The 23359-nt window shown below is 70.0% G+C and carries 23 protein-coding genes, 1 tRNA gene and 1 pseudogene; 10 read left to right on the top strand and 15 right to left on the bottom strand.

The annotated features are described in order from the left end of the window. Positions 1-36 precede the first annotated feature (36 nt). From QFZ29_RS11875 to QFZ29_RS11890, 4 genes are read right to left on the bottom strand one after another with little or no spacing between them, the layout of a single operon-like run. Complete coding sequence (locus QFZ29_RS11875; RefSeq protein WP_306894302.1) at positions 37-1281, bottom strand: ABC transporter substrate-binding protein; 1245 nt, start codon at positions 1279-1281, stop codon at positions 37-39. Positions 1282-1315: 34 nt separating this feature from the next. Further along, positions 1316-2137: a carbohydrate ABC transporter permease gene (locus QFZ29_RS11880; RefSeq protein ID WP_306894303.1), complete on the bottom strand. Its 822-nt coding sequence runs from the start codon at positions 2135-2137 to the stop codon at positions 1316-1318. After that, positions 2130-3086 carry a carbohydrate ABC transporter permease gene (locus tag QFZ29_RS11885; RefSeq protein ID WP_306894304.1) on the bottom strand — a complete coding sequence of 319 codons (957 nt, stop codon included), beginning with the start codon at positions 3084-3086 and terminating at the stop codon, positions 2130-2132. Before QFZ29_RS11885 ends, QFZ29_RS11880 begins: the two co-directional genes overlap by 8 nt. Beyond that, on the bottom strand, positions 3083-4291 hold the full coding sequence (locus tag QFZ29_RS11890; RefSeq protein ID WP_306894305.1) for an ROK family transcriptional regulator: 1209 nt from the start codon (positions 4289-4291) through the stop codon (positions 3083-3085). Before QFZ29_RS11890 ends, QFZ29_RS11885 begins: the two co-directional genes overlap by 4 nt. Positions 4292-4430: 139 nt before the next feature. On the opposite strand from QFZ29_RS11890, the gene QFZ29_RS11895 reads away from it, so the two are divergent. Beyond that, on the top strand, positions 4431-4799 hold the full coding sequence (locus QFZ29_RS11895; protein WP_306894306.1) for a DUF7882 family protein: 369 nt from the start codon (positions 4431-4433) through the stop codon (positions 4797-4799). Between the two features lie 33 nt (positions 4800-4832). On the opposite strand, the gene QFZ29_RS11900 is transcribed toward QFZ29_RS11895, so the two are convergent. After that, on the bottom strand, positions 4833-5036 hold the full coding sequence (locus QFZ29_RS11900) for a hypothetical protein (protein ID WP_306894307.1): 204 nt from the start codon (positions 5034-5036) through the stop codon (positions 4833-4835). 48 nt (positions 5037-5084) lie between these two features. Further along, positions 5085-5159: transfer RNA gene (locus tag QFZ29_RS11905), tRNA-Arg, on the bottom strand. 94 nt (positions 5160-5253) lie between these two features. On the opposite strand from QFZ29_RS11905, the gene QFZ29_RS11910 reads away from it, so the two are divergent. Continuing rightward, on the top strand, positions 5254-6297 hold the full coding sequence (locus QFZ29_RS11910) for a lactonase family protein (protein WP_306894308.1): 1044 nt from the start codon (positions 5254-5256) through the stop codon (positions 6295-6297). A gap of 67 nt (positions 6298-6364) precedes the next feature. Here the strand turns inward: QFZ29_RS11910 and QFZ29_RS11915 are convergent, their stop codons facing one another. From QFZ29_RS11915 to QFZ29_RS11930, 4 genes are all read right to left on the bottom strand, one after another. Further along, complete coding sequence (locus QFZ29_RS11915; protein WP_306894309.1) at positions 6365-7033, bottom strand: CHAP domain-containing protein; 669 nt, start codon at positions 7031-7033, stop codon at positions 6365-6367. Between the two features lie 324 nt (positions 7034-7357). Further along, positions 7358-7855, bottom strand: coding sequence for an HNH endonuclease (locus QFZ29_RS11920; protein ID WP_306894310.1), 498 nt, complete (start codon positions 7853-7855; stop codon positions 7358-7360). A gap of 371 nt (positions 7856-8226) precedes the next feature. Further along, positions 8227-9027, bottom strand: coding sequence for a C40 family peptidase (locus QFZ29_RS11925; RefSeq protein ID WP_306894311.1), 801 nt, complete (start codon positions 9025-9027; stop codon positions 8227-8229). A gap of 264 nt (positions 9028-9291) precedes the next feature. Further along, complete coding sequence (locus QFZ29_RS11930) at positions 9292-9984, bottom strand: metal-dependent transcriptional regulator (RefSeq protein ID WP_306894312.1); 693 nt, start codon at positions 9982-9984, stop codon at positions 9292-9294. 68 nt (positions 9985-10052) lie between these two features. Here QFZ29_RS11930 and serC point away from each other — a divergent pair, with 68 nt between their 5' ends. Next, complete coding sequence (gene serC / locus QFZ29_RS11935) at positions 10053-11168, top strand: phosphoserine transaminase (protein ID WP_306894313.1); 1116 nt, start codon at positions 10053-10055, stop codon at positions 11166-11168. A 2-nt stretch (positions 11169-11170) separates the two neighbouring features. Further along, entirely contained in the window at positions 11171-11428 is a 258-nt protein-coding gene (locus tag QFZ29_RS11940; RefSeq protein WP_306894314.1) for a DUF2530 domain-containing protein, read from the top strand. Between the two features lie 64 nt (positions 11429-11492). Here QFZ29_RS11940 and QFZ29_RS11945 read toward each other — a convergent pair whose 3' ends face one another. Beyond that, on the bottom strand, positions 11493-12224 hold the full coding sequence (locus tag QFZ29_RS11945; RefSeq protein ID WP_306894315.1) for a DUF3027 domain-containing protein: 732 nt from the start codon (positions 12222-12224) through the stop codon (positions 11493-11495). After that, the gene (locus tag QFZ29_RS11950) at positions 12217-12597 is read right to left on the bottom strand and encodes a cold-shock protein (protein ID WP_129521668.1); all 381 of its coding nucleotides are present in this window, start codon (positions 12595-12597) and stop codon (positions 12217-12219) included. The genes QFZ29_RS11945 and QFZ29_RS11950 overlap by 8 nt, the downstream gene beginning before the upstream one ends. Before the next feature lie 109 nt (positions 12598-12706). On the opposite strand from QFZ29_RS11950, the gene QFZ29_RS11955 reads away from it, so the two are divergent. From QFZ29_RS11955 to QFZ29_RS11980, 6 genes are all read left to right on the top strand, one after another. Continuing rightward, entirely contained in the window at positions 12707-12982 is a 276-nt protein-coding gene (locus QFZ29_RS11955) for a multidrug ABC transporter ATPase (protein WP_129521667.1), read from the top strand. A gap of 10 nt (positions 12983-12992) precedes the next feature. Continuing rightward, a complete protein-coding gene (locus tag QFZ29_RS11960) occupies positions 12993-14858 on the top strand; it encodes a helicase-associated domain-containing protein (RefSeq protein WP_306894316.1) in 1866 nt (621 codons plus the stop codon). Between the two features lie 64 nt (positions 14859-14922). Further along, on the top strand, positions 14923-16566 hold the full coding sequence (locus tag QFZ29_RS11965; protein WP_306894317.1) for a DNA repair helicase XPB: 1644 nt from the start codon (positions 14923-14925) through the stop codon (positions 16564-16566). Between the two features lie 109 nt (positions 16567-16675). Then, positions 16676-17713 carry an iron ABC transporter substrate-binding protein gene (locus QFZ29_RS11970; protein ID WP_306894318.1) on the top strand — a complete coding sequence of 346 codons (1038 nt, stop codon included), beginning with the start codon at positions 16676-16678 and terminating at the stop codon, positions 17711-17713. Between the two features lie 26 nt (positions 17714-17739). Then, on the top strand, positions 17740-19293 hold the full coding sequence (locus QFZ29_RS11975; protein ID WP_306894319.1) for an ABC transporter permease: 1554 nt from the start codon (positions 17740-17742) through the stop codon (positions 19291-19293). Then, positions 19290-20432 carry an ABC transporter ATP-binding protein gene (locus tag QFZ29_RS11980; RefSeq protein WP_306894320.1) on the top strand — a complete coding sequence of 381 codons (1143 nt, stop codon included), beginning with the start codon at positions 19290-19292 and terminating at the stop codon, positions 20430-20432. Before QFZ29_RS11975 ends, QFZ29_RS11980 begins: the two co-directional genes overlap by 4 nt. Before the next feature lie 64 nt (positions 20433-20496). Here QFZ29_RS11980 and QFZ29_RS11985 read toward each other — a convergent pair. From QFZ29_RS11985 to QFZ29_RS11995, 3 genes and pseudogenes are all read right to left on the bottom strand, one after another. After that, a pseudogene (locus QFZ29_RS11985) lies at positions 20497-21102 on the bottom strand (dihydrofolate reductase family protein); the annotation flags it as partial. Positions 21103-21182: 80 nt separating this feature from the next. After that, a complete protein-coding gene (gene folP, locus QFZ29_RS11990; protein ID WP_306894321.1) occupies positions 21183-21983 on the bottom strand; it encodes a dihydropteroate synthase in 801 nt (266 codons plus the stop codon). Between the two features lie 65 nt (positions 21984-22048). Then, positions 22049-23308 carry an NAD(P)/FAD-dependent oxidoreductase gene (locus QFZ29_RS11995; protein ID WP_306894322.1) on the bottom strand — a complete coding sequence of 420 codons (1260 nt, stop codon included), beginning with the start codon at positions 23306-23308 and terminating at the stop codon, positions 22049-22051. Positions 23309-23359 lie beyond the last annotated feature (51 nt).

Consider the following 23359-nt stretch of genomic DNA (forward strand, 5'->3'; position numbering starts at 1 on the left):
CGGGTCCGGGGCGATCACCCGCCCCGGACCCCGTGATCAGCCGCCGATCGCGGCGTTGATGCGCTCCTCCGCCGAGGCGAGGGCGTCTTCGACCGACTTGCGGCCGGCCTGGGCTTCGACGAGCTCTTCGGTGATGATGTCCTGCATCTCCTGCTGGCCCTCGGCGACGACCGGCGGCAGCGCGACACCGTCGAGCGAGTCGAACACGGCCTGGCGGTTCTCGGGATTCCCCTGCTCGAGGTAGCCCGCGAGCTCGGCTTCGTCGGAGATCGCCGGAAGCTCCCAGCCGGACTCGAGCCTCGTGTCGACCATGGTCTCGCTCGACGTGAGGAACTCCGCGAACTTCGACGCCTCCGCGACGTGCTCGGAGTCTGCCGAGACTCCGACGGCGTTCGAGAAGACGGCGCTCGCCTGCTCGGTGTTGCCGGGCTCCACGGCGATGTCCCAACCGAACGGCACGTCCGCGACGGTGCCGAACACCCAGATGCCGGTGTGCAGCATCGCGAGCTTTCCCTCCACGAAGAGGTTCGTGTCGAAGTCGGGAGTGCCCTGGCCCTCCTCGATCGTCGGCATCACGGTGCCGCTCTTCTCGACGAGCCATTTCGCTGCCTCGATGCCTTCGGGGCTGTTGAACGCGACCTTCGTGCCCGACTCGTCGAGGAAGTCACCGCCGTTCTGGGCGAGCACCTTGTAGTACTCGTAGAAGCTCACGGGCTGGTGATCGCCCCAGACGCCGGCCGCCTTGTCGGTGAGGGCCTCGGCTGCCGCCTTCTCCTCGGCCCAGGTCCAGTCGGACGACGGGTATTCGAGTCCGGCTGCATCGAAGAGGTCGCGGTTGAAGTAGAGCACCACGGTCGAGAACGAACTCGGCAGGGCGAACTGCGCGCCATCCGTCTGGTAGGCCTCGAGCACCGAGTCGCGATAGACGCCGGGGTCGTCGACCTCGAGCTCGGCGAGCACGCCGTTCGCCTGGTACTGCGCGTAGTTCGAGTACTCGACGTCGAACACGTCCGACGCCGTGCCGGCGGCGAGGTCGGTCTGCAGTGCCGTGCTGTAGTCGCCATAGGGCAGCGTCGTCACCTCGACCGCGATGTCGGGATTCTCCGCCTCGAACGCGTCGACGATGGCCTGCAGGTTCTCCTCGTTGCCGCCGTTCGAGATGAAGTTCGTATAGGTGATGGTGACGGGTCCGGAGTCGCCACCGCCTCCGGCTGAGCAGGAGGTGAGGGCGAGCACGGCGACGCCGGCGAGCCCGATCGCGGTGAGTGGTGTGGTTCGCATGATGCTGTATCTCCTTCGATATGCGGTGCAGGGGTCACTTGAGTCCGGCGTTCGCCACGCCCTGGATGACGTATTTCTGGGCGAACACGTAGAGGGCGAGCATCGGCAGGATGCTCACGACCGAGCCGGCCATGATCACGTCCCATTGGGTCGTGTACTGGCCCTGCAGCCCGGCGAGGGCGATCGGCAGCGTCTGCAGCTCGGGCGAGCGCAAGACGACGAGCGGCCACAGGAAGCTGTTCCAGCTGCCCATGAATCCGAACACCGCCAACGTGGCGAGGGCGGGACGGATGTTCGGCAGCACGACGGTCCAGAAGATCCGGAAGTGGCCGGCGCCGTCGAGCGTGGCCGCCTCGTCGAGCTCGAACGGCACCTGGTTCATCGCCTGCCGCAGCAGGAAGATGCCGAACGCCGACGCGAACGTCGGCAGCAGCGCACCGAGATACGTGTCGATGAGGCCGAACGCCTTGAGCTCGGCGAACAACGGCACGATGAGCACCTGCAGGGGAATCATCATCGTCGCGAGGTAGACGCCGAAGACGACGGTTCGACCGCGGAACGCGAGCCTGCTGAACGCATACGCCGCGGTCGCGCTCGTGACGAGCTGCACGAGCGTCGTGACGATCGCGAGGCCGATGCTGTTGCCGATGACCCGCGCGAAGGGCAACTCGGTGAAGAGCTCGCGATACGCGTCGAGCCCGGCATCGGCCGGCCAGAGTGACGGCGTGACACTGAGGCCGGCTCCGGGACTCAACGACGTCACGATCGTCCAATAGAAGGGGAAGAACATCACGAGCGCGCCGGCGATGACGACGACGTGCAGCGCGATCGAGCGACCGCGGGTCGTCTCACGCATAGTTCACCCACTTCCGCTGGCCGCGCACCTGAACGACGGTGACGGCGAGGATCACGAGGAAGAGCAACCAGGAGAGAGCGGATGCCTCGCCCGCGCGCCCGTACCGGAAGGTGAGGTCGTACACCTGCTGCACCACGACCTGGGTCGAGCCGCCGGGTCCGCCGCCGGTCATCGCGTACACCTGGTCGAACACCTGGAAGCCGTTGATGAGGGAGATGACGATGACGAAGAACGTTGACGGCGAGAGCAGCGGCATCACGACCGACACGAGGCGGCGCCACCATCCGGCGCCGTCGACCTTCGCCGCGTCGACGAGCTCGGGGTCGATCGCCTGGAGTCCGGCGAGCAGGATGACCATGACGAACCCGAGGTCCTTCCACGCCGACGCGAGGATGATCGACGGCATCGCCCACGCCGGGTCGGTCCACCACCCCGGCCCGTCGATGCCGAAGATCGCGAGGGTGGCGTTCACGATGCCGTTGCTGGGGTTCAGCAGCCATCGCCATACGATCGCGACGACGATCCAGCTCGTGACCACCGGCAGGAAGTACACGCCGCGCAGCAGGGACCGTCCCTTCAACGCGGTGTTGAGCGCGAGCGCGAGGGCGAGCCCTCCGAAGTACACGAGCGGGAGGTACCCCGCGATGTAGTACAGGGTGTGCGCGAACACTGCCCAGGTCGCGGGGTCGCCGAGCAGCTTCGCGTAGTTGTCGAGGCCGACCCACTCGGCGGGAGCGAGCAGGTTCCACTCAGTGAGACTGATCACGGCAGCGGCAACCATCGGGCCGAGCACGAAGAACAGCAGTGGCAAGGCGCTCGGGAGCAGGAATGCAGCGACGACGAGCGCGTGACGGATGCCCCGACGACGCCGCGGCCGCACGGCTCGCGGCGGGACGGGAGAGTCCGCGGCGATCGGGATCGCCGTGGGCGGGGTCGTGACGACGCTCACGCGCGGGCCGCCTGTTCCACGAGACGGGCACGGATGAGGCGGCCCTGGTCGCCGGTGAGCCCCTCGGACTCGAACGGGGTGGCGAGCACGAGTGCGGCGGCGCCCTGCGCCCAGCTGTCGTCCTGCCATCGTTCGACTTCGACCGGGATGCTCCGGCGGCGCGCCATGAGGTGCGCGCGGAACGCCGGCTCGAATCCCCCCGACCAGTGCGCCCAGGCGGCCGTGCCCTCGCCGAGCACGATGACGAGGGCCGGGTCGACGACCTGCACGACGCCCGCGAGCGTTCGACCGAGCAGCCGACCGGCATCCTCGAAGACGCCGATCGCACCGGACTCGCCTCGATCGGCGGCGGCGAGCAGCTCCGCGATGCCGGCCCCGGCGGGGAGGGCACCGCGCTCGCGCCCCGCGGAGACCAGGGCGTCTTCGCTGATGTGCGCCTCGAGGCATCCGCGGTTGCCGCATCGGCACGCCGGGCCCTCGTCGGCGACCGGGAAGTGTCCGAGCTCGCCGGCTCCACCCGACGCGCCGCGCATGATCCTGCCATTCGCGACGACGGCCGCGCCCACGCCGGTGCCGATCGTCACGACGAGGAAGTTCGCGGCCGTGCGTCCGAGTCCGAAGAGACGCTCGGCGGCGGCGAGCGCGTTGACGTTGTTCTCGACGATGACCGGGAGCCCGAGCGACCGTCGCAGTGACTCGCCGATCGGCACCTGCACCCAATCGAGCTGGGGCGCATCGACGACCCCGCTGCCCGGGAGATCGACCGAGCCGGGCACGCCCACGCCCACGCCGAGGAGCGGTGCGTCGGCGCCCCCGTCGATGAAGTTGCGGATGCGTTCGGCGAGCTCGGCGAGGGAAGTGGCCGCGGCGGCATCGAACGGCTCGCTCTGCGAGCGCAGCACTCGCCCGTCGATGCCCACCTCGACGAAGGCGATGTGATCGGCGACGACCTTGATGCCGATCGCCCGCCCGCCGCCGGCCACGAGACCGAGCAGGCGCGCAGGCCGTCCGCCGCTCGAGGGAGCCGATTCCAGCTCGACGACGAGGCCGTCGCTGATGAGCTCGCGCGTCAGTTGCGTCATGAGGGCCGGCGACACCGACAGGGTGCGCGCGAGCTCCGCACGAGACGCCGGCCCGCTCGCACCGAGGTGCGCGAGGATGGCCGACCGGTTCACGTCGGTGCGTTCGGTCGAGCTGATCGCCATTGATTCCCTCGCTTAGTTCAGGACTAAATAAACAGTAGAAGAATCTCCAGGAAACGTCAATGGCAAGGGTTGCCCGAACACCCATACCGCTCGTCCGCTTCTCGGCGCCGCGAAGCTGGGACGCCGGTATTCTTTGGGCATGGGCACGCTGTATCTCGGCAAGCTCCGGCAGGAAGTCGAGATCGAGGATTACGCGCTCGCTCACGTGCACGCCGTGATCGTCGCGAAGTTCCGTGTGCACGAGAAGTTCATCCTGTCGTGGGAGCACCTGCAGGCCGAGCACGGCCAAGACAGCTTCTGGCTGCATCCGGCGATGGAACTCTGGGCGACCTTCGACACCCACGAGCGCCCGCACCTCGACCGGGATTGGCTCGAAGAGCTCATGTGCGAGGCGAACACGAACGGCGGCATCATCGTCACCGACGAGATGCTCGCTCGACACCGCCTGCTCGTGCTCGAACCTTCGTCGCAGGTCGACCCTTCGTTGCAGCTCACGCCCACTTCGTGACTGAGTCGGCGCCGGCCTCGAAGGCCTGTGTGATCAGCCGCGTGCTTCGCGCATCGCCTCGGCGATCTCCAGGAGCGCCGCCGCGATCGCGATGTTCGACTGGGCGATCGCGGCGGACGCGAAATCGTGCCGGTCATTTGCGTCCTTGACGTCGGGACCTGTGTTCCGGTAGATCGCGGAAACCGCGCTCAGTGCGCTCTCGACGTGGGTCCGTGCAGAGTCTGGGGTGGCGTTCATGCCCGCACTCTATCCGCGGGTCATTACGGCGGGAAGCCGCGATGAGGGTGGTGCCCCTGGAGGGACTCGAACCCCCAACCCTTTCCTTAGGACGGAACTGCTCTTCCATTGAGCTACAGAGGCTGACCGCATGAGTCTACCGGCTGACGGTAGCGTGTTCAGCGATGCCGATCGGCATGGATGCGAGCGCGGCGGGGCCGCGAGAGAAGAGGCTGGGGTGAGCCGCACAGCGGGCGCGACGAGGTTCTGGGTTGGCGCATCGACGATGGGAAGGATCGGATCGGCGGCGCGCGGCATCCGACCGCTCGATGTCGCGGCCGATGGCACGGCCACCCTCGGTGAGGTCGTCGATGTCGGGCCGAACCCCACGTACCTCGCGTTCTCGGCGGCAACCGGCGTGCTCGGCATCGTGCACGAACTGAGCAGCGGCCTCGTCTCGGCGTGGACGATCGAGGGCGACACCGCCCTCCCGTTCGGCGACGCGGGCTCGACCGGCGCGGCCGATCCGTGCCATCTCTCGTTCAACGAGGCGGGCGACCTCGTCTTCGCCGCCAACTACTCGGGGAGCAGGCTGTCGGTGCATCCGGTGGGTCCGGATGCCGCGGCCGAGGCCGTGCTCACCGTCGACTTCGAGGGTTCCGGCCCGAACCGCGGGCGGCAGGAGGCGCCGCACCCACACCAGGCCGTGCTCGATTCCGCACGCGATCGCGTGCTCGTGCCCGACCTCGGGGCCGATCGCATCCGCGTGCTCAGCCTCCGCGACCTGCCCGTCGCACTCGAGCACTACGACGCCGACGACATCGTCGTGCACGCCGGCGCAGGCCCTCGTCACCTCGTGATCGACGGCGACCTCGCGATCACCGCGAACGAACTCGACCGCACGGTGAGCATCGTCGATCTCGCCGCGGGTCGCGAGCTCGCGTGGTTCCCGGTCGACGAGACGGTCGAGCCGCGCGGACTCGGGTTCTCCGCCATCCGGCTGACGCGCGACGGCATCGTGCTCGTCGGCGACCGAGACGCCGACGCGGTGAGCGCGCTGCGGTTCGATGCCGACACGCTGGCCCTCGAACTCGTCGTCTCGGTGCCGACGGGCGGGCGGCATCCGCGAGACCTCCATGTGACGCACGACGAGCGATTCGCACTCGTCGCCGACCAGGGCTCGGACTCCATCGCGATCGTCGCGCTCGAGCACGGTGTGCCGACCGGCGTCATCGGCACGGTTGCGACGCCCGCGCCGTCGTGCCTCGCACGGATGCCGTAGGCAGGGCCCGGGGCCGGGGTTTCGATACGCTGCATCGCCGCTACTCAACCGCCGGAGGCCGGGGCGGTCAGCCGGGAGGGTAGAGGTACAGCGCCGACCCGGCGGGGATCGTGCGCCGGTGGTACGAGTGGTCGGAGTTCTGGTTGTACTCCTCGATGTTCACGCTGCCGTCGCCGTTGATCGACTGCACGTAAGCCACGTGGTTGTAGGGGAACCAGGCGATCGCACCGACCACGGGCTCGCTGCTCGTCGGCCAGCCGTTGCGCGCCCACGCGTCGGCCCATGAGTGCGCGCTTCCAGCTCCGAGCGAGGCCCAGTCCCACTTCCATGGACCGCTCGTGACGCCGGCGTCGCGGTTCAAGCGCCACGCCGCGAAGTCGACGCACTCCCGGAAGTAATATCGCAGCGGTGAGAGGCCTCCGCCGAAGTCGTCGGGCACCTGATCCCACCAGGGGTAGTCGTCGCCTTCGGCCTTCACCGTGTAGACGGCATAGTCGCCGGTGCCGCGCGACGCGAGGTTCGAGGCCCATGCGGCGCGATCGGCGGCCTCCTGCTCGGCCTTGGCCGCCTCGATCTCGGCCTTCGACGTCACCGCGAATCCCTCATTCGAGACGGCGGCACCGGCCGCGAGCGACGACACCTCCACGTCTTGGGCCTCGGCGACCGCGAGGCTGAACGAGCCGGATGCGCCGAAGCTCTCGCCGCCCGGCATGAACGCGTAGGCAGGTAATGCCACGGTACCGATGATCGCCGGAACGACGAACAACGTCGCGAACACGCGGGCCGGACCATTGCGACGGCGAGGAGGGCGGGGGGCGGCACTCACTGAGCGAGTGGGACGGGATGCGGCGGTGCGAACGCGACCACTATCGGCCGTTCGAGGCGAGGAGCGCGGGCGCTGATGGGCCTCGTTCGTGTCGTCACCGCTCAACAGCTGAACCTCCGGATCCCGCGCAAGGCCGCGATGCAGCCCGGTGCGGAGTGGCTTCTTCGGTCATGGAGGTACAGGGGGCCTCCGAACTCGTACCACCATAGGGCACGGCTCGTCGGTTTGTCACGGTCACGCGGCCGTGGCGAGATACTCGTGCCACTGCGGCAGCGGGCGCTCGAAGCCGCGCACGATCCAGCTGCGACCGTGCGGCATCCGTGGCGTGAAACGCAACTCCCAGCCCATCTCGGCGGGGGTGTGATCGCTCTTCATGTTGTTGCAGCGCAAGCAGCACGCGACGAGGTTCTCCCACGTGTCGCGGCCGCCTCGCGATCTCGGCAGCACATGATCGATCGTCGCGGCGGACCTGCCGCAGTAGGCGCACCGGTGCTCGTCGCGGCGGAGCACCCCACGCCGGCTCACCGGCACCGAGTGCGCTCGCGGCGTGCGGACGTACCGGGTGAGCACGATCACGCTCGGTCTCTCCCATGAGCCGCTCGCGCCGCATACCGGGTTCCCCTCCTCGTGGAGGATCACGGTGGCCTTCTGGTTCATCACGAGCAGTAAGGCGCGTTTGAACGACACGACGGCAAGGGGCTCATATCCCGCATTGAGCACGAGTGTGCGCATGGAGTGCCTTTCGATCGGGGCTGGATGGCTTCCAGCCGCGTGAACGGATCTGCGCTCCGAGGACGCTGCGGTGTGCTGGCAGGGTGGTGTGAGCCGTCGATGCCGAAGCACGCGAATCGCCCGGAAAACAAAGAACGGGCACCGTCATGTAGACAGTGCCCGTCGGCGCGTTGGCCCGGTTCGTGCTCGGCTGACTGCTGCGCCGTTGGTCGAATTGCGCGCGCGCGTCCGTGGAATGGATGCTGCGCGTCTCGACCATCGGCTTTCCCCTGCCCGGCTCTCGGATCGTCAGGGTACAAGGGTAAAGCACGAATTGCGCGCCGGAGACCCCCGGCGCGCAATTCGTGCTTCCTGTCACGTGATGTTCACACTCAGATGCCGATGCGCACGATGTAGTAGTCGCTCGTCCAGATGGGCTGCACCCGAACGGATGCCCCTTCGTAGGGCGCGTGCAGGATCATGCCGTTGCCCGCGTAGAACCCGTCGTGCCCGGGCATGATCACGAGGTCGCCCGGCTGCGCGTCGGCTTCGGAGATGCGCGTGCCCATGGCGCCCTGCCCTGTGGAGGAGTGCGGCATGCTGACGCCGAACTGCGCGTAGACGTACATGACGAGGCCCGAGCAGTCGAAGCCCGCAGGTGTGGCGCCGCCGTAGACGTACGGAGTGCCGATGTACTGCGTCGCGACGTTGTAGACGCTCGCGAGGTCGAAGTTCGGGTACGGCGGGTTCGCGAGGAAGTCGCCGACCGACGGGCCGCTGTAGGAGGCCGCGTACGAGGTCATCGCCGTCTCGGCCGCAACGCGCGCCGCCTCGGCGGCAGCCGCGGCTTCGGCGGCGGCCTTGATCTCGGCCCCGCTGACGGCGGCGTAGCCGTCTTTCGTGACCGGCGCGGCGATGACGTCGTCGGCGACGTCGACCGACTGGGCCTGTGCCTGGGTGAGCCTCGTCGCGTCGGTGGTGGCGAACTGCGGGCCGCCCGAACCGGGTGCGAACGCGTAGGCCGGGATCGCGAGGGTGCCCACGATGCCCGCGGCGACCGTCATGACGACGACGTTCGCGAGACCGCCGCGGCGGAGCCTGCGGGTGGTCGACGGAAGCGGCTTGGTTGCGACCTTGTGTGCGAGGTCTGGACTGGGGGAAACGGATGCCTTCGCGGCGACGATCGCCTTCATTGCGGCCCCGCGGGCGGGGTTCCTGGTGAGACGACGCCGGGAGAATCGAGCCAAAACTTTACCTCCGTCGCCCCACAACACACACGTGTTGCCCCACCGGATGCGCGCAATGGCGCTTCACGGGTTCCGGATCGAGCGGCGGGCAATGGGAGGCGTCTCGACCCTGTTCCGCCGACGGGCTTCTCGTCAGCGGACTTGACCGAGAATACGCGAGGCTCGCCAGAATGTCACATTCTGATTACGGCCAGCCTCTGATCAGGCCTTTTACTCGCCGACGAAGATGTGGCTGGCGACCTCGGTCGGCAGCTCGAGCGCGCCGTCGACGCCGTCGACCTGCACGAGCACGTATCCGCCGGCCTTGCTGAACGACGCCATTGCGCCCGGCATGATGCCCGCCTGCCTCATCTGGCCGAGCAGTTCGGGGTCGAACTGCACGGGCTCGCCGAGACGCCGCACGACCCCGCGCACGGGCTCGTCGCTCGCCGTGACGGCGTCGAGCACGCGGACCACGCCGGTCATGAACTTGTCTGCAGCGGGGAGGCCGAGCTCCTCGAGCCCGGGGATGGGATTGCCGTAGGGCGACTCGCGCGGGCTGCCGAGGATCTCGATGAGACGGCGCTCGACCTGCTCACTCATCACGTGCTCCCAGCGGCAGGCCTCGTCGTGCACGAACTCCCACTCGAGGCCGATCACGTCGGCGAGCAGCCGCTCGGCGAGGCGATGCTTGCGCATGACGTGCACGGCCTTGCTGCGGCCCGCCTGGGTGAGTTCGAGGTGACGGTCTCCGGAGACGACCACGAGGCCATCGCGCTCCATGCGGGCGACCGTCTGCGAGACGGTGGGGCCGGAGTGGCCGAGTCGCTCGGAGATGCGGGCGCGCAGCGGAACGATGTTCTCCTCTTCGAGATCGAGGATGGTGCGGAGGTACATCTCCGTCGTGTCGATGAGATCGGTCACCCGTGTTCCTCCCTGCCGCAGTCCGTCACCCAGCCTACCGGCCGCCACCCCCTCGCTAGAATCGACGCATGCCGAGCCTCGTGATCCCTCGTGACCTGCTGCCCGCCGACGGACGCTTCGGCTGCGGCCCGTCCAAGGTACGGCCCGAACAGGTCGCCCACCTCGCCGAATTCGGCCCCTCGATCCTCGGCACGTCGCACCGCCAGGCCCCCGTGAAAGACCTCGTCGGCCGCGTGCGCAGCGGGTTCGCCTCGCTCTTCGACCTGCCCGACGGCTACGAGGTCGTGCTCGGCAACGGCGGGTCCACCGCATTCTGGGATGCCGCGGCATCCGGCCTCATCGACCGTCGCGCGCAATTGCTCTCGTTCGGCGAGTTCGGCGCGAAGTTCGCGGCCGCCGCCGGCGCACCCTGGCTCGAGGCCCCCGACGTGCGCAAGGCCGACCCGGGCTCGCGTTCGAGCGCCGAGCCCACCGAGGGCGTCGACGTGTACGCCTGGCCGCAGAACGAGACGTCGACCGGGGTCATGGCGCCGGTTTCGCGGGTCGCCGGCGACGACGGCGCCCTCACCGTCATCGACGCCACGAGTGCCGCGGGCGGCATCCTCGTCGACCCTGCCGAGTTCGACGTCTACTACTTCGCCCCGCAGAAGAACTTCGCCTCCGACGGCGGCATCTGGTTCGCCCTCATGTCGCCCGCCGCGATCGAGCGCATCGAGCGCCTCGCGGCCGGCGATCGCTACATCCCCGAGTTCCTGTCGCTGAAGAACGCCGTCGACAACTCGCGCCTCAACCAGACCCTCAACACCCCGGCCCTCTCGACGCTCCTGCTGCTCGAGAACCAGCTCGACTGGATGAACGGCTCAGGAGGCCTCGCGTGGGCCGACGCACGCACTCGCGAGTCGTCGTCGGTGCTCTACGACTGGGCCGAGCAGACGGCCGCGGCGACCCCGTTCGTCGCCGACCCGGCGCATCGCTCGCAAGTCGTCGTCACGATCGACTTCGACGAGTCGACGGATGCCGCGCGCGTCGCCTCGGTGCTTCGTGAGAACGGCGTCGTCGACACCGAGCCGTACCGCAAGCTCGGCCGCAACCAGCTTCGGGTCGCGACGTTCACCGCCATCGAGCCCGACGACGTGCGAGCCCTCACCGCATCGATCGACTACGTGCTCGAGCGGATCGGCTGAGCATGCGGCTCTGGCTGAGCGAGAGCGAGCGACGGCCCGACCCCGCGCCGGCACGAACCGACGCTCGCTCAGCGCTCGCCGTCGGCACTGCTGCGTGGATCGTGGCGCTGATCGTCTCGATCGTGTTGCAGGGGCCGCTCGACGAGGCCGGGCTCGGCTGGTTCACGGCCGCGTCGATCGCGGGGGTCGTGGCCGGGCTCCTCGGACTCGCCGCCGTGTTCGTCATTCGCCGGCGCATCCTCGGGTCGACGCGCGACTGAGCGAGCCCGCCCCCATGGGGAACGGGCCCGTCATCATCATCCGGGTGCGCGGACCCGATCGGATCTAGGCGCCGCGGGCGTCGCCTGCGTCGTCCGATTCGTCGACGTCGTCGGAATCGTCGGAATCGTCCGCGTCATCCGAGTCATCGGAATCCTCGGAGTCGTCGGCGTCATCCGAGTCATCCGAGTCATCGGACTCGTCGGACTCGTCGAGCGCATCGATGTCGATCCCGTCGAACTGGTCGTCGGCATCGCCATCGTCGTGATCGTCGTCCTCGGAGTCGAGTTCGTCGAGTTCCTCGTCGTCGTCTTCGTCGTCGCCCTCGGCCTGCTCGGCTTCACTCACCGCGGCGGCGATGGCCTCTTGGGCGGCCTGGTAGTCGGCGAGTCGCTCCGACCAGGGCACCCAGTCGGGCGCGACGAGCGCGGACTCCCCCGGCATGAGCTCGGTCTCGAGCACGGTGGCCTCGTCGTCGACGCCGACCCGAGCGATCGTGACGCTCCAGTGCCAGCCGGGATAACCGGCGAGGTCGGCGGCGAAATGCAGCGTGAGCACGTGTTCGTCTTCGACGAGGTGGCCCACGACGGAGCCCACCGTCTGCGCGGGCGTCACGTCGAGCAAAGCCCGACGGGCGAGGTCGACGGATGCCAGGAGCACCTCGTCGGCCACGGCCGGCGTCGGTTCGGCCTCGGCGATCTGCGTCTCGAGTTCGGGCATCGGCTCGGCGGTGCCGGGCTCCTCGATCTCGGGTTCCGCTGCAGCGGGGACGGTTTCGGAGTCGGGTTGCTCAGGCATCCAGCTCATCAGCCACCTTGCGCATCACGGCGACGATCGTGCGGGCCTTCGCCCGGTCGGGGTAGCGACCGCGGCGCAGGTCTGCGCCGATGCCGTCGAGCGACTTCACGAGGTCTTCGATGATGACCGCCATGTCGTCGGCTGACCTGCGATTGATCTTCGCGAGGCTCACCGGAGCGTCGAGCACGCGCACCGAGAGCGCCTGCGCGCCGCGCTTGCCCTCGGCGACGCCGAACTCGAGCCGGGTGCCCGCGCGCACGGTCGCACCGGCGGGGAGGGCGGATGCATGGAGGTAGACCTCCTGGCCGTCATCGGAGCTGATGAAGCCGAACCCCTTCTCCTCGTCGTAGAACTTGACCTTGCCGGTGGGCATTATGAAAACCTCGCTCGTGTCTGCAGGCGCGCCGAATCGCGGCGCCGTGCTCGGCCCAGTCTAGAGTCCAAGGCCGCGCGAGCGGCCCCGGTGGGCCTATTCTGGACAGGTGAGCGATTCCGGCAACATCACCGACAATCGCGCCGAACGCGTTCTTGCGTACATGTTCGCCGCCGTCGTCGGTCTCTCGATCCTCGCCTTCTTCGCCGTCATGATCGGCACGATGGCGGGCGCTGCAGCCGACGACGGATTCAGTCAGGGCATCTGGCCGTTCGTGCTCATGCTGCCGTGGTTCGGCCTGCCGATCGCGTTCCTCCTGCTCATCACGCTCCTCATCGTCAACGGCATCCGCCGGGCCCGAACGTCGCGCGCCGGATCGAGCTGACCCGGAGACGATGCTCGAGCTCGCCGCACGACTTCGCGGGCTGCCGCGAGAGCAACTCGCCGCAGCGCTTCAGACGCGCGAATTCGACCCGCTCGGCATTCGCGATCTCTTCGACCTCGCCGAGGCGCTGCTCTCGCCGGATTCCGTCGACCAGGCCATCAGTCGCCTCGACCGGCCCCGACTCGCGGTGCTCGCCGCTGCAGCGGGAATCGTCGGCGCCGACGCAGGCACCACGACCGAAGAGGTGCGGGCAGAGCTCGTGCGCCTCGGAGCATCCGCTGAGCTCTCGGATGCCGCGGGCGAGTTGCTCGAGGCACTCTCGAAGAACCTGCTCGTCGTCGAAGCGGGCGATCGCGTGCACGTGCCGTCGGCCGTCGCCGCCAGGCTGACATCGCGCTCGGGCCACGAGATCCCCTCGGCCGCCGAGCTCGCCGCCCCGGCTCCCCCGGTGCTCGTGGCGTTCGACGAGATCGACCGCAGCATCCTCGAACGGCGCGCAGCCGAGACCGCCTACGCGACGGTCGCCGCGACCGCCGAACTCATCGCCGAGCTCGGCACGCAGCCTGCGCGTGAGCTCGCGAAGGGCGGCCTCGCGCTGCCCGACTCGAAGCGCCTCGCCGAGGCGAGCGGCACCGAGCTCGACGCGCTGCCGAGGTTGTTCCACCGCGCCGACGAGGCCGGTCTCGTGGTGCGCGACGGCGCCTTCTGGCTCGAGTCCGATCTCGGAGCGGCGTGGGCGCTCGAGACCGCAGCGGGCCGTTGGCGCAGGCTCGCCGAGTGCTGGCGCGACCGCATCCCGCCGGCGTTGCGCGAGCTCGTCGCCCGGCGCAGCGAGACCCTCTCCGCCTCGACGTTCCGCGACGACGTGAGCTGGTTCTACCCGGCGGGCGGACGATGGCTCTCCGATGGAGTCGAGCGGCTCGTCGACGACGCCGAGGCACTCGGCCTCGCGGTCGCCGGCGAACCCGTCGAAGCCGGCCGGCTCGTGCTCGCCGGCGAGCTCGACCGCGCCGCCGCGCAACTGGCTGCGCACTTCCCCAAGCAGGTCGACCGGGTGTACGTCCAGCACGACCTCTCGATCGTGTCGCCCGGTCCGCTCGACCCGTCACTCGACGCGAGGCTGCGCACGTTCGCCGACGTCGAGGGCCGCGACCTCGCCTCGACCTACCGCGTGAGCGCGGCATCCGTGAATCGCGGCCTCGCCGCCGGCGAGTCGGCCGAATCGATCCTGTCGTTCCTCGGTGCGCTCTCGCTCACCGGCATCCCGCAACCCCTCGAGTACCTCGTCGCCGAGGCGGCGGCGAGATTCGGCTCCGTGAGGGTCGCCGCGGCCGATGAGGCGGATGCCCCGGCGCGCGCATCGATCCGCTCCGACGACGAGCAACTCATCCGCACGCTCTCGGTCGACCAGTCGCTCGCGTCGGTCGGGCTGCGACAGTCCGGCCCGAACCGCCTGCTCTCGCGATTCCCGGCCGAGGTCGTGTTCTGGGCCCTCTCCGACGCGCGCTATCCCGTCGCCGCCGAAGACCCCAGCGGTCGCATCGTGCGACTGCGCCGGCACCGGCTCGCGCACATCCCGGCTCCAGCACCCAAGACCGACCCGATCGCGGCACTCCTCGATCGCGTGCTCGAGCAGGGCGACGAGGGCGCCACCGAGCTCGCATGGCTCGCCCGGCAGCTCGAGGCCGCCGCTCGAGCGAAGGAGACGCTCACCGTCACCGTGCGGATGCCAGGCGGTCAGACGGCCGACTACCTGCTCGCTCCCGCGAGCGTGGCCAACGGAAGGTTGCGCGCGCGCGATCGCAAGGCCGACATCGAGCGCACACTGCCGCTCTCGGCGATCGCCGCCGTCACCCCCGGCCCCGTCGACGGCTGAGCAGCACCTCCGTCTTCGGGCCACCCGGCCGACCGTTCGCCAGACGGGCGTAGACTCGATCGTTATGTCAGACGGCCCCCTCATCGTGCAGAGCGACCGCACCGTGCTCCTCGAGGTTGCACACCCGCTCGCCGAAGATGCCCGGCACGATCTCGCGGTCTTCGCAGAGCTCGAGCGCGCACCCGAGCACGTGCACACCTACCGCATCACGAGGCTCGGCCTCTGGAACGCCCGTGCAGCCGGCCACGACGCCGACGACATGCTCGGCACCCTCGAGCGGTATGCGAAGTTCCCGGTGCCGCAGACCGTCGCCGTCGACATGCGCGAGACCGTCGGCCGGTACGGCCGGCTCATCGTCGACCGCACGGAAGACGGGGCACTGCGCCTTCGCAGCGATGACATGGCCGTGCTCACGGAGGTCGCGGGCGCGAAGCGCATCGCGCCGCTGCTCACCGATCGGATCGACGGCGAGAGCTTCCTCGTCGCGGCGTGGGCCCGCGGGCAGCTGAAGCAAGAGCTCGTGAAGCTCGGCTGGCCGGCTGAAGACCTCGCCGGGTACACGCCCGGCACGCCGCATCCGATCGAGCTCGACCAGACGGAATGGCACCTGCGCGGCTACCAGCAGCAGGCGATCGACAACTTCTTCGGTGGCGGCTCGGGCGTCGTCGTGCTGCCGTGCGGCGCGGGCAAGACCCTCGTCGGCGCGGGCGCGATGGCGACCGCGAAGACCACGACGCTCATCCTCGTGACGAACACCGTCTCGGCACGCCAGTGGCGCGACGAGCTGCTGCGCCGCACCTCGCTCACCGCCGAGGAGATCGGCGAGTACTCGGGGCAGGTGAAGGAGGTCAAGCCCGTCACGATCGCGACCTACCAGATCCTCACGGCGAAGCGGAAGGGCGAGTACGCTCACCTCGCCCTGCTCGACGCGCTCGACTGGGGCCTCGTCGTGTACGACGAGGTGCACCTGCTGCCCGCGCCCGTGTTCAAGCTCACGGCCGAGCTGCAGGCCCGCCGGCGCCTCGGCCTCACCGCGACGCTCGTACGCGAAGACGGCCGCGAGGGCGACGTCTTCTCGCTCATCGGCCCGAAGCGGTTCGACGCGCCGTGGAAGGAGATCGAGGCTCAGGGCTTCATCTCCCCCGCCGCGTGCTACGAGGTGCGCATCGACCTGCCGCAGTCGGAGCGGCTCGTCTACGCGGCATCCGCCGACGACGAGCGATACCGGCTCGCCGCGACCGCACCCGCGAAGCTCGGGGTCGTGAAGGAGCTCGTGGCCAAGCACGCCGGCGAGCGCATCCTCGTGATCGGGCAGTACCTCGACCAGATCGACGAGCTCGCCGACGCGCTGCGGGCGCCGAAGCTCACGGGCGCGACCCCCGTCGACGAGCGGGAGCGGCTCTTCCAGGAGTTCCGCGAGGGCACCACGACGGTGCTCGTCGTGTCGAAGGTCGCGAATTTCTCGGTCGACCTGCCCGAGGCGACCGTCGCGATCCAGGTCTCGGGGTCGTTCGGCTCACGCCAGGAGGAGGCCCAGCGGCTGGGGCGGCTCCTGAGGCCCAAGGAGTCGGGCCTCTCCGCGAACTTCTACACGCTCGTCGCACGCGACACCGTCGACCAGGACTTCGCGCAGAACCGGCAGCGGTTCCTCGCCGAGCAGGGGTACTCGTACACGATCCTCGACTCGCACTCGCTCGCCGCCGCCTGACACTGCAACGGTCGGTGACGCCGGGCTTTGTTCGCAAGCGGCAGCTAGCTTAGGCTTACCTAAGCCTTCGTTCGAGGGCGCCCTCCCCGACTCACGGAGCAGCACCTTCATGCGTTTATCCCGCACTGCCTTCGCCCTCGGCGCTGTCCTCGCCGTCGCCCTCACCCTCACGGCGTGCGCCGCGGGCGAGAGCGGCGAATCGACGTCGACCGCCGACGCAGACGCCCTCACGATCTACGCCGGCCGCAACGAGGCGCTCGTCGGCCCGCTCATCGAGCAGTTCACCGAGGACACGGGCATCGAGGTCGACGTGCGCTACGCGACGAGCCCCGAGCTCAACGCGCTGCTCCTCGAGGAGGGCGAACGCACCCCCGCCGAGGTGTTCCTCTCGCAGGATGCCGGCGCGCTCGGCTCCATCGCGAACGCCGGGCTCACCTCGCCCATCCCCGCCGAGCTCGCCGACCTCATCCCGGCCGGCTTCACGTCCGACGACGACAGCTGGATCGGCGTCACGGGCCGCGCGCGGGTCATCGCCTACGACGGCGAGCACCTCACGAGCGAGACGGTGCCCGACAACGTCGACGCGCTCACGGCGCCCGAGTGGAGCGGCCGCGTGGCCTTCGCGCCCGGCAACGCGAGCTTCCAGTCCTTCATCACGGCACTTCGCGTGCTCGAGGGCGAGGACTCCGCTGCCCAATGGGTCGAGGCGATCGCCGCGAACGACCCGATCCTCACCGACAACAACCTCGCGACGCTCGACCTCGTGAACTCGGGGCAGGCCGACATCGGCCTGATCAACCACTACTACTGGTTCGAGCGCGCCGCCGAGCTCGGCGAGGAGAACATGCGCGCCAAGCTCGAGTTCCTCCCCGGCGACCCGGGCGGCATCGTGAACGTGAGCGGTGCGGCGATCCTGAAGGGCGCGGCCGACGATGCCGACGCACTCGAGTTCGTCGAGTATCTCGTCTCCGAGAAGGCGCAGCAGTTCTTCGTCGACGAGACGTTCGAATACCCCTTGCTCCCCGGCATCGCCGCCCCCGAGGGCCTGCCGGCGCTCGACAGCCTCGTCAACCCCGAGCTCGACCTCGCCGACCTCGAGTCGCTCGAGCAGACGCAGCAGCTCCTCGCCGACGCCGGCCTGCTGTAACCGGCTTCCCCCGTAGGCTGGGACGGATGTCTCGCACACGCGCCGTACGGCCGCCCCGAGCGTTGCTCGCGGCGGCCGTCGTCGCGTGTGCGCTCGCGGCGATCCCCCTCGTGTACCTGCTCGTCCGCGTCGGCACCGCGGGGCTCGAAGACGTCGTCGCGGTGTTCGAGCGGCCTCGGGTGCCCGTGCTCATCGGCAACACGGTGCTGCTCGCGGCATCCGTCACCCTCACGACCGTGGCGATCGGCGTGCCGAGCGCATTCCTGCTCGCTCGTGCACGACTTCGCGGTCGTGCCGTGTGGACCGTGCTCGCCGCGCTGCCGCTCGCGGTGCCCTCGTACCTCGCGGCCTACGGCTGGCTCGCTGCGCTGCCCTGGATGCAGGGATTCTGGGCCGCCTGGTTCGTGCTCAGCCTCGTCGCGGTGCCGTACGTCACGCTCCCGGTCGCGGCTGCGCTTCGGGCCGGCACGACGGGGCTCGACGATGTCGCGCGAACACTCGGACGCGGTCCCCTGGCCGCGTTCCGACTCGGCACGTGGCCGCAGATCCGGCCGGCGGTGCTCGCGGGCGCGCTCCTCGTGTGCCTCTACACGCTGAGCGACTTCGGCGGGGTCGCGCTCTTCCGCTACCAGGTGCTGACGACGGCGATCCAGCAGGCCTACGGCGCGAGCTTCAACCGCGACTATGCGGCGATCCTCGCGAGCCTCCTCGTGCTCCTCGCCGTCGCGGTCGTCATCGCCGAGCAGTTCGCGCGCGGCAGGGCCGCCCGGCAGTTCGGCGCCGTCACCGGACCGGCGCGTCAGCGGCGCGTGCGACTCGGCAGGTGGTCGGCGCCTGCGGTCGCGCTGCTCGCCGTGCCGCCCGGGCTCGCGGTCGTCGTGCCCGTCATGGTGCTCATGGTCCGCCTGTTCGAGGCGCAGACGCTGCGGGAGTTCGATCCGGCCGAGCTCGCCGCCGCTGCGGGCAACACCGTGCTGCTGTCAGCGGGCGGCGCGGTCGTCGCCGTCGCACTCGCGCTGCCGATCGGCATCCTCGCGGCCCGGTACCGCGGCCGCATCATCCGCGCCATCGAGACGACGGGCTATCTGGCGCTCGGACTGCCCGGCATCGTCGTGGGCCTCTCGCTCGTGTTCTTCTCACTCGCTGCCGTGCCGGCGCTCTACCAGACCGCGTTCGTGCTCGCATTCGCCTACGGGGTGCTGTTCATGCCCAAGGCCATCGGCGGCATCCGCAGCGCCACCGCCCAGGTGCCCACGTCGCTCGAAGACGTCTCGCGCACGCTCGGAAACGGGCGCCTCCGCACCTGGTGGCTCGTGACCGCGCGGCTCGCTCGACCGGGTATCGCGGCCGCCGCACTGCTCGTCGCCGTCACCGCCATGAAAGAGCTGCCGGCCACGCTGCTCCTCCGACCGACGGGAACCGACACGCTCGCCACCGAGCTGTGGTCGCGCACCGACGTGTCGGCCTACGGTGCTGCCGCGCCCTACGCGGTCACGCTCCTCCTCGTGGCCGCGGTGCCCGCGTTCCTCCTGTCCCGCGCCCGCGCCGGTGCCGGCGAGCTCGACGAGGCCGTGGCATGAGCCGGCTCCAAGTACGCGACCTGGTCGTCGGCTACGACTCCACTGAGGTGCTGCGCTCCGTCAGCCTCGAGGTGCCCGACGGCTCGCTCCTCGCGATCGTGGGCCCGAGCGGATGCGGCAAGACCACGTTGCTGCGCACGATCGCCGGGCTCGTGCGCGCCCGCGCCGGCGAGATCCGCATCGGCCACCGGATGGCCACGACGCACGGCATCCACCTCGCGCCAGAGAAGCGCCGTATCGGCTGGGTGCCGCAAGACGCCGCGCTCTTCCCGCACCTCACCGTCGCCGAGAACATCGCCTTCGGACTGCCGACCGCTCGCGGCTCCGCGAGGAGCGCCCGGCGTGCAGCGAATCGCGACGATGTGCTGCGCCTGCTCGACCTCGTGGGGCTCGGCTCCCTCGGCGACCGCTTGCCGACGCAGTTGTCGGGCGGGCAGGCGCAACGTGTCGCCCTCGCTCGCGCGCTCGCCTCCGGCCCCGACGTCGTGCTCCTCGACGAGCCCTTCGGAGCGCTCGACCCGATCCTGCGCGCCGAGCTGCGCCGCTCGGTGCGAGAGCTCCTCCGCGAAGAGGGGGTCACCGGCATCCTCGTGACCCACGACCAGGCCGAGGCGCTCTCGATCGCCGACCTCGTCGGCGTCATGCGCGGCGGCGAGTTGCTGCAGCTCGACACCCCCGAGCAGGTGTACCGGCGGCCGGCGACTCCATGGGTGGCCGGATTCGTGGGCGACGCCGTGTTCCTGCCGGGCACGTGGCACGGCGACGAGGTGACCTGCGCCCTCGGGCGGCTGCCCGCCGACTGGGTGTCGGATGATGCGGCCACGGCGTCGCCGCTCGAGGCGCCCGTCGACGGGGCATCCGTCGACGTGCTCGTGCGCCCCGAGGAGCTCCTGCTCCGTCCGCTCGAGGCCGTGCTCGAAGGAGTGCCGGCGACGGGCGACGCGGCAGGACAGGCAGGCCTTGCAGCAACGGTCACGGCGGTGAGCTACACCGGGCACGATGCCATGCTGTCGCTCGTGCTCGATGACGAGACCCGCATCGACGCCCGCGTGACGGCGGCCGGACTCCTGCCGATCGGCACGCGCGTGACGGTCTCGACGACGAGCCGCGTGCTCGCCTACGCTGCGGGCGGCCGCTGACGCCGATCAGCCGCGCGAGTACCGCAGCAACAGCAGGTCGCCCCGCCGGGATGACGTGCACGAGGTGCATGCTCCGCTCCATCTCGACTGCGCCGCGAGAGATGCGGCCCGCGGTCCCGCCCACGAGCATGGGACTCAGGCTGAGGCACAGCTCGTCGACGAGGTCGGCGTTCATGAGCGCGCCGAACAGTCGCGGTCCGCCCTCGCAGAGCACGCGCCCGATGCCCAGGTCGACGAGGGAGGCGAGCATCACCTCGAGGTCGACGGCACCGTCGCTGTCGGCGCGAGCCCCGCCGTCGCCGCAGACGAGCACATCGGCGACGGCCGACAACGCGGCACGGCGGTCGGCCGGCGCCGCGGCGTGCGTCACGACGATCGGCCGTTCGACCGCCTTGGCGAAGAACGGATGCTGCGGATCGAGGTCGAGCGCCGACGAGACCACTGCCAGGCGGGGTTGCGGTGCGCGCCCGTGCTCGAGCCGCCACGCGGCATCCGCTTCGCCGACCCGCACACCGCCGTACCCCTCGACACGCACGGTGCCGGCGCCCACGAGCACGACGTCGGCGAGCGTGCGCATGACGCGCATCGCGAGCCGGTCGGCCTGGTCGCCGAGCCCACCGCTGCGGCCGCCGATGCTGACGGCTCCGTCGAGACTCGACACGAAGTTCATGCGCACGTGCGGAGTCGCCCCCTCGGGCAGGGCATACGCCTCGAGCAGTGATCCGCGGTCGACGGTCACCTCGTCACCCCTCACCGGTTGTGCTCCAGGAAGGCGGGCGGACGCCAGCCCTCGATCGCCTCGATCATGTGCATCGCGTCGACGGTCTCGCGCACGTTGTGCACGCGCACGATGCGAGCGCCCTGTATGACGCAATAGACCGCGGCGGCGATCGACCCCTCGATGCGCTGGTCGCGAGCGCGGCCGAGTGTCTCGCCGACGAAGTCCTTGTTCGAGAGCGCGACGAGCGTGGGATAGCCGAGCGCGGTGACCTCGCCGAGCCGGCGGGTGAGCTCGAGCGAGTGCAGCGTGTGCTTGTTGAGGTCATGGCCCGGGTCGACGATGATGCGGTCGGATGCCACGCCCCGCGCCTCGGCGAGCGCGGCCCGCTCGGTGAGGAACGCCACCACCTCGGCGACCACGTCGTCGTACTGCGGCGAGGGGTACGGGGTGCGGGGCCTCGCGAGGCTGTGGGTGATGATGATCGCCGCCCCGCTCGCGGCGACCACGTCGGCCATCGCCGGGTCGTGCAGGCCCGTCGTGTCGTTGACGACGTGGGCTCCGGCGGCGATCGCCGCGCGTGCGACCTCGGGGTGGAAGGTGTCGACCGAGATCACGGCGCCGGAGTCGGCGAGCTCGGCGACCACTGGGACGACGCGATCGATCTCCTCGCTCACGGGAATCTCGGGGCCGGGCGCGAACTTCGCGCCGCCGACGTCGATCCAGTCGGCACCCTCGGCGATCGCGCGGTGTGCGGCGGCGACGGCCGCGTCGAGGGCATCGGTGCGGCCGCGATCGTAGAACGAGTCGGGCGTGCGGTTGACGATGGCCATCACGGCCACCTCTCGGGCGAAGTCGAACTCCCGCGGCCCGATGCGTCTCGTCGTCGCGCCCGGCGTCACGTCGCGCCGCCCGCGAGCGTACCGAGCGGCACGGCTGGGTCGGCGAGCGCCGCCTCGTCGACGACGGACTCGGAGCGGATGATCCGCTGCACCTCGTCGTTCACGTCCCAGATGTTCACGTTCATGCCGGCGACGACGCGCCCGTCGAGCACCCAGAAGGCGATGCACTCGCGTGCTGCGAGGTCGCCGCGCACGACGAGGCGTGCGCCGGCGGCGAGCTCGCCGTAGCCCGAGTACTCCATACCGAGGTCGAACTGGTCGGTGTAGAAGTACGGGATCTCGTCGTAGCGCAGCGATTCACCCGCGAGCGCGCGACCGACGACGCGCCCGCTGTGCTCGGCGTTCGCCCAGTGCTCCACGCGCAAGTGGTGGCCGAGCCTCGCGTTCCAGGTGCTCGCCACGTCGCCCGCGGCGAACACGTCGGCGGCGCTCGTACGGAAGCCCTCGTCGGTCACGACGCCGTCGTCGACGTGCAGGCCCGCGGATGCCGCGAGCTCCACGTTCGGCGTCGCGCCGATGCCGAACAGCACGAGGTCGGCCTCGACCACCTCGCCCGAGTCGAGCACGACACCCGTGACCTGCTCGCGCGTGCCGGATCCGCGACCGCCCTGCAGCCCGCTGACTCCAGTACCCATGCGGAGGTGCACGCCGTTCGCCTCGTGCAGGTCGGCGAACATGCCGCCGAGCTCAGCCCCGATCGCGGACGCGAGCGGCACGTCGCCGCGGCCGAGCACGGTGACGTCGTTGCCGAAGCCGCGTGCCGCCGCAGCCGCCTCGAGGCCGATCCAGCCGGCGCCGACGACGACCACTCGCTTGCGTCCTTCCCGGAACGCGGTGCGCAACCGCGCGGAGTCGGGGAGGCGGCGCAGCGTGTGGACTTCGCGAAGCGAGGCGCCAGGCCCTGAGAACGCACGCGGCGAGGCCCCCGTCGCGAGGAGCAGCCGGTCGTAGCGGACGACCTCGTCGTCGGAGATCGAGACGGTGTGCTCGGCGGGATCGATCGAGCGCACGCGGATGCCGCTGCGCACGTCGATCCGATGCTCGCGGTACCACGCGGTGTCGTGCGGGTAGACGACGCTCGCGGCATCCGTTCCCTGCAGGTACGCCTTGGAGAGCGGCGGACGCTCGTAGGGCAGCCGCGGCTCATCGCCGTACACCACGACCTCGCCGTCGAAACCCGACTCGCGGAGGGCCTCGACGGCCCGCGCCGCGGTCAGTCCGCCGCCCACGACGACGACTCGTTCATGACTCGTCATGCTGCCGAGTCTGTCACGCGTGGCGCGAGCGAGCCAATGCGATCCACAAGC

The sequence above is a fragment of the Agromyces albus genome, assembly GCF_030815405.1.
GTDB lineage: Bacteria > Actinomycetota > Actinomycetes > Actinomycetales > Microbacteriaceae > Agromyces > Agromyces albus_A.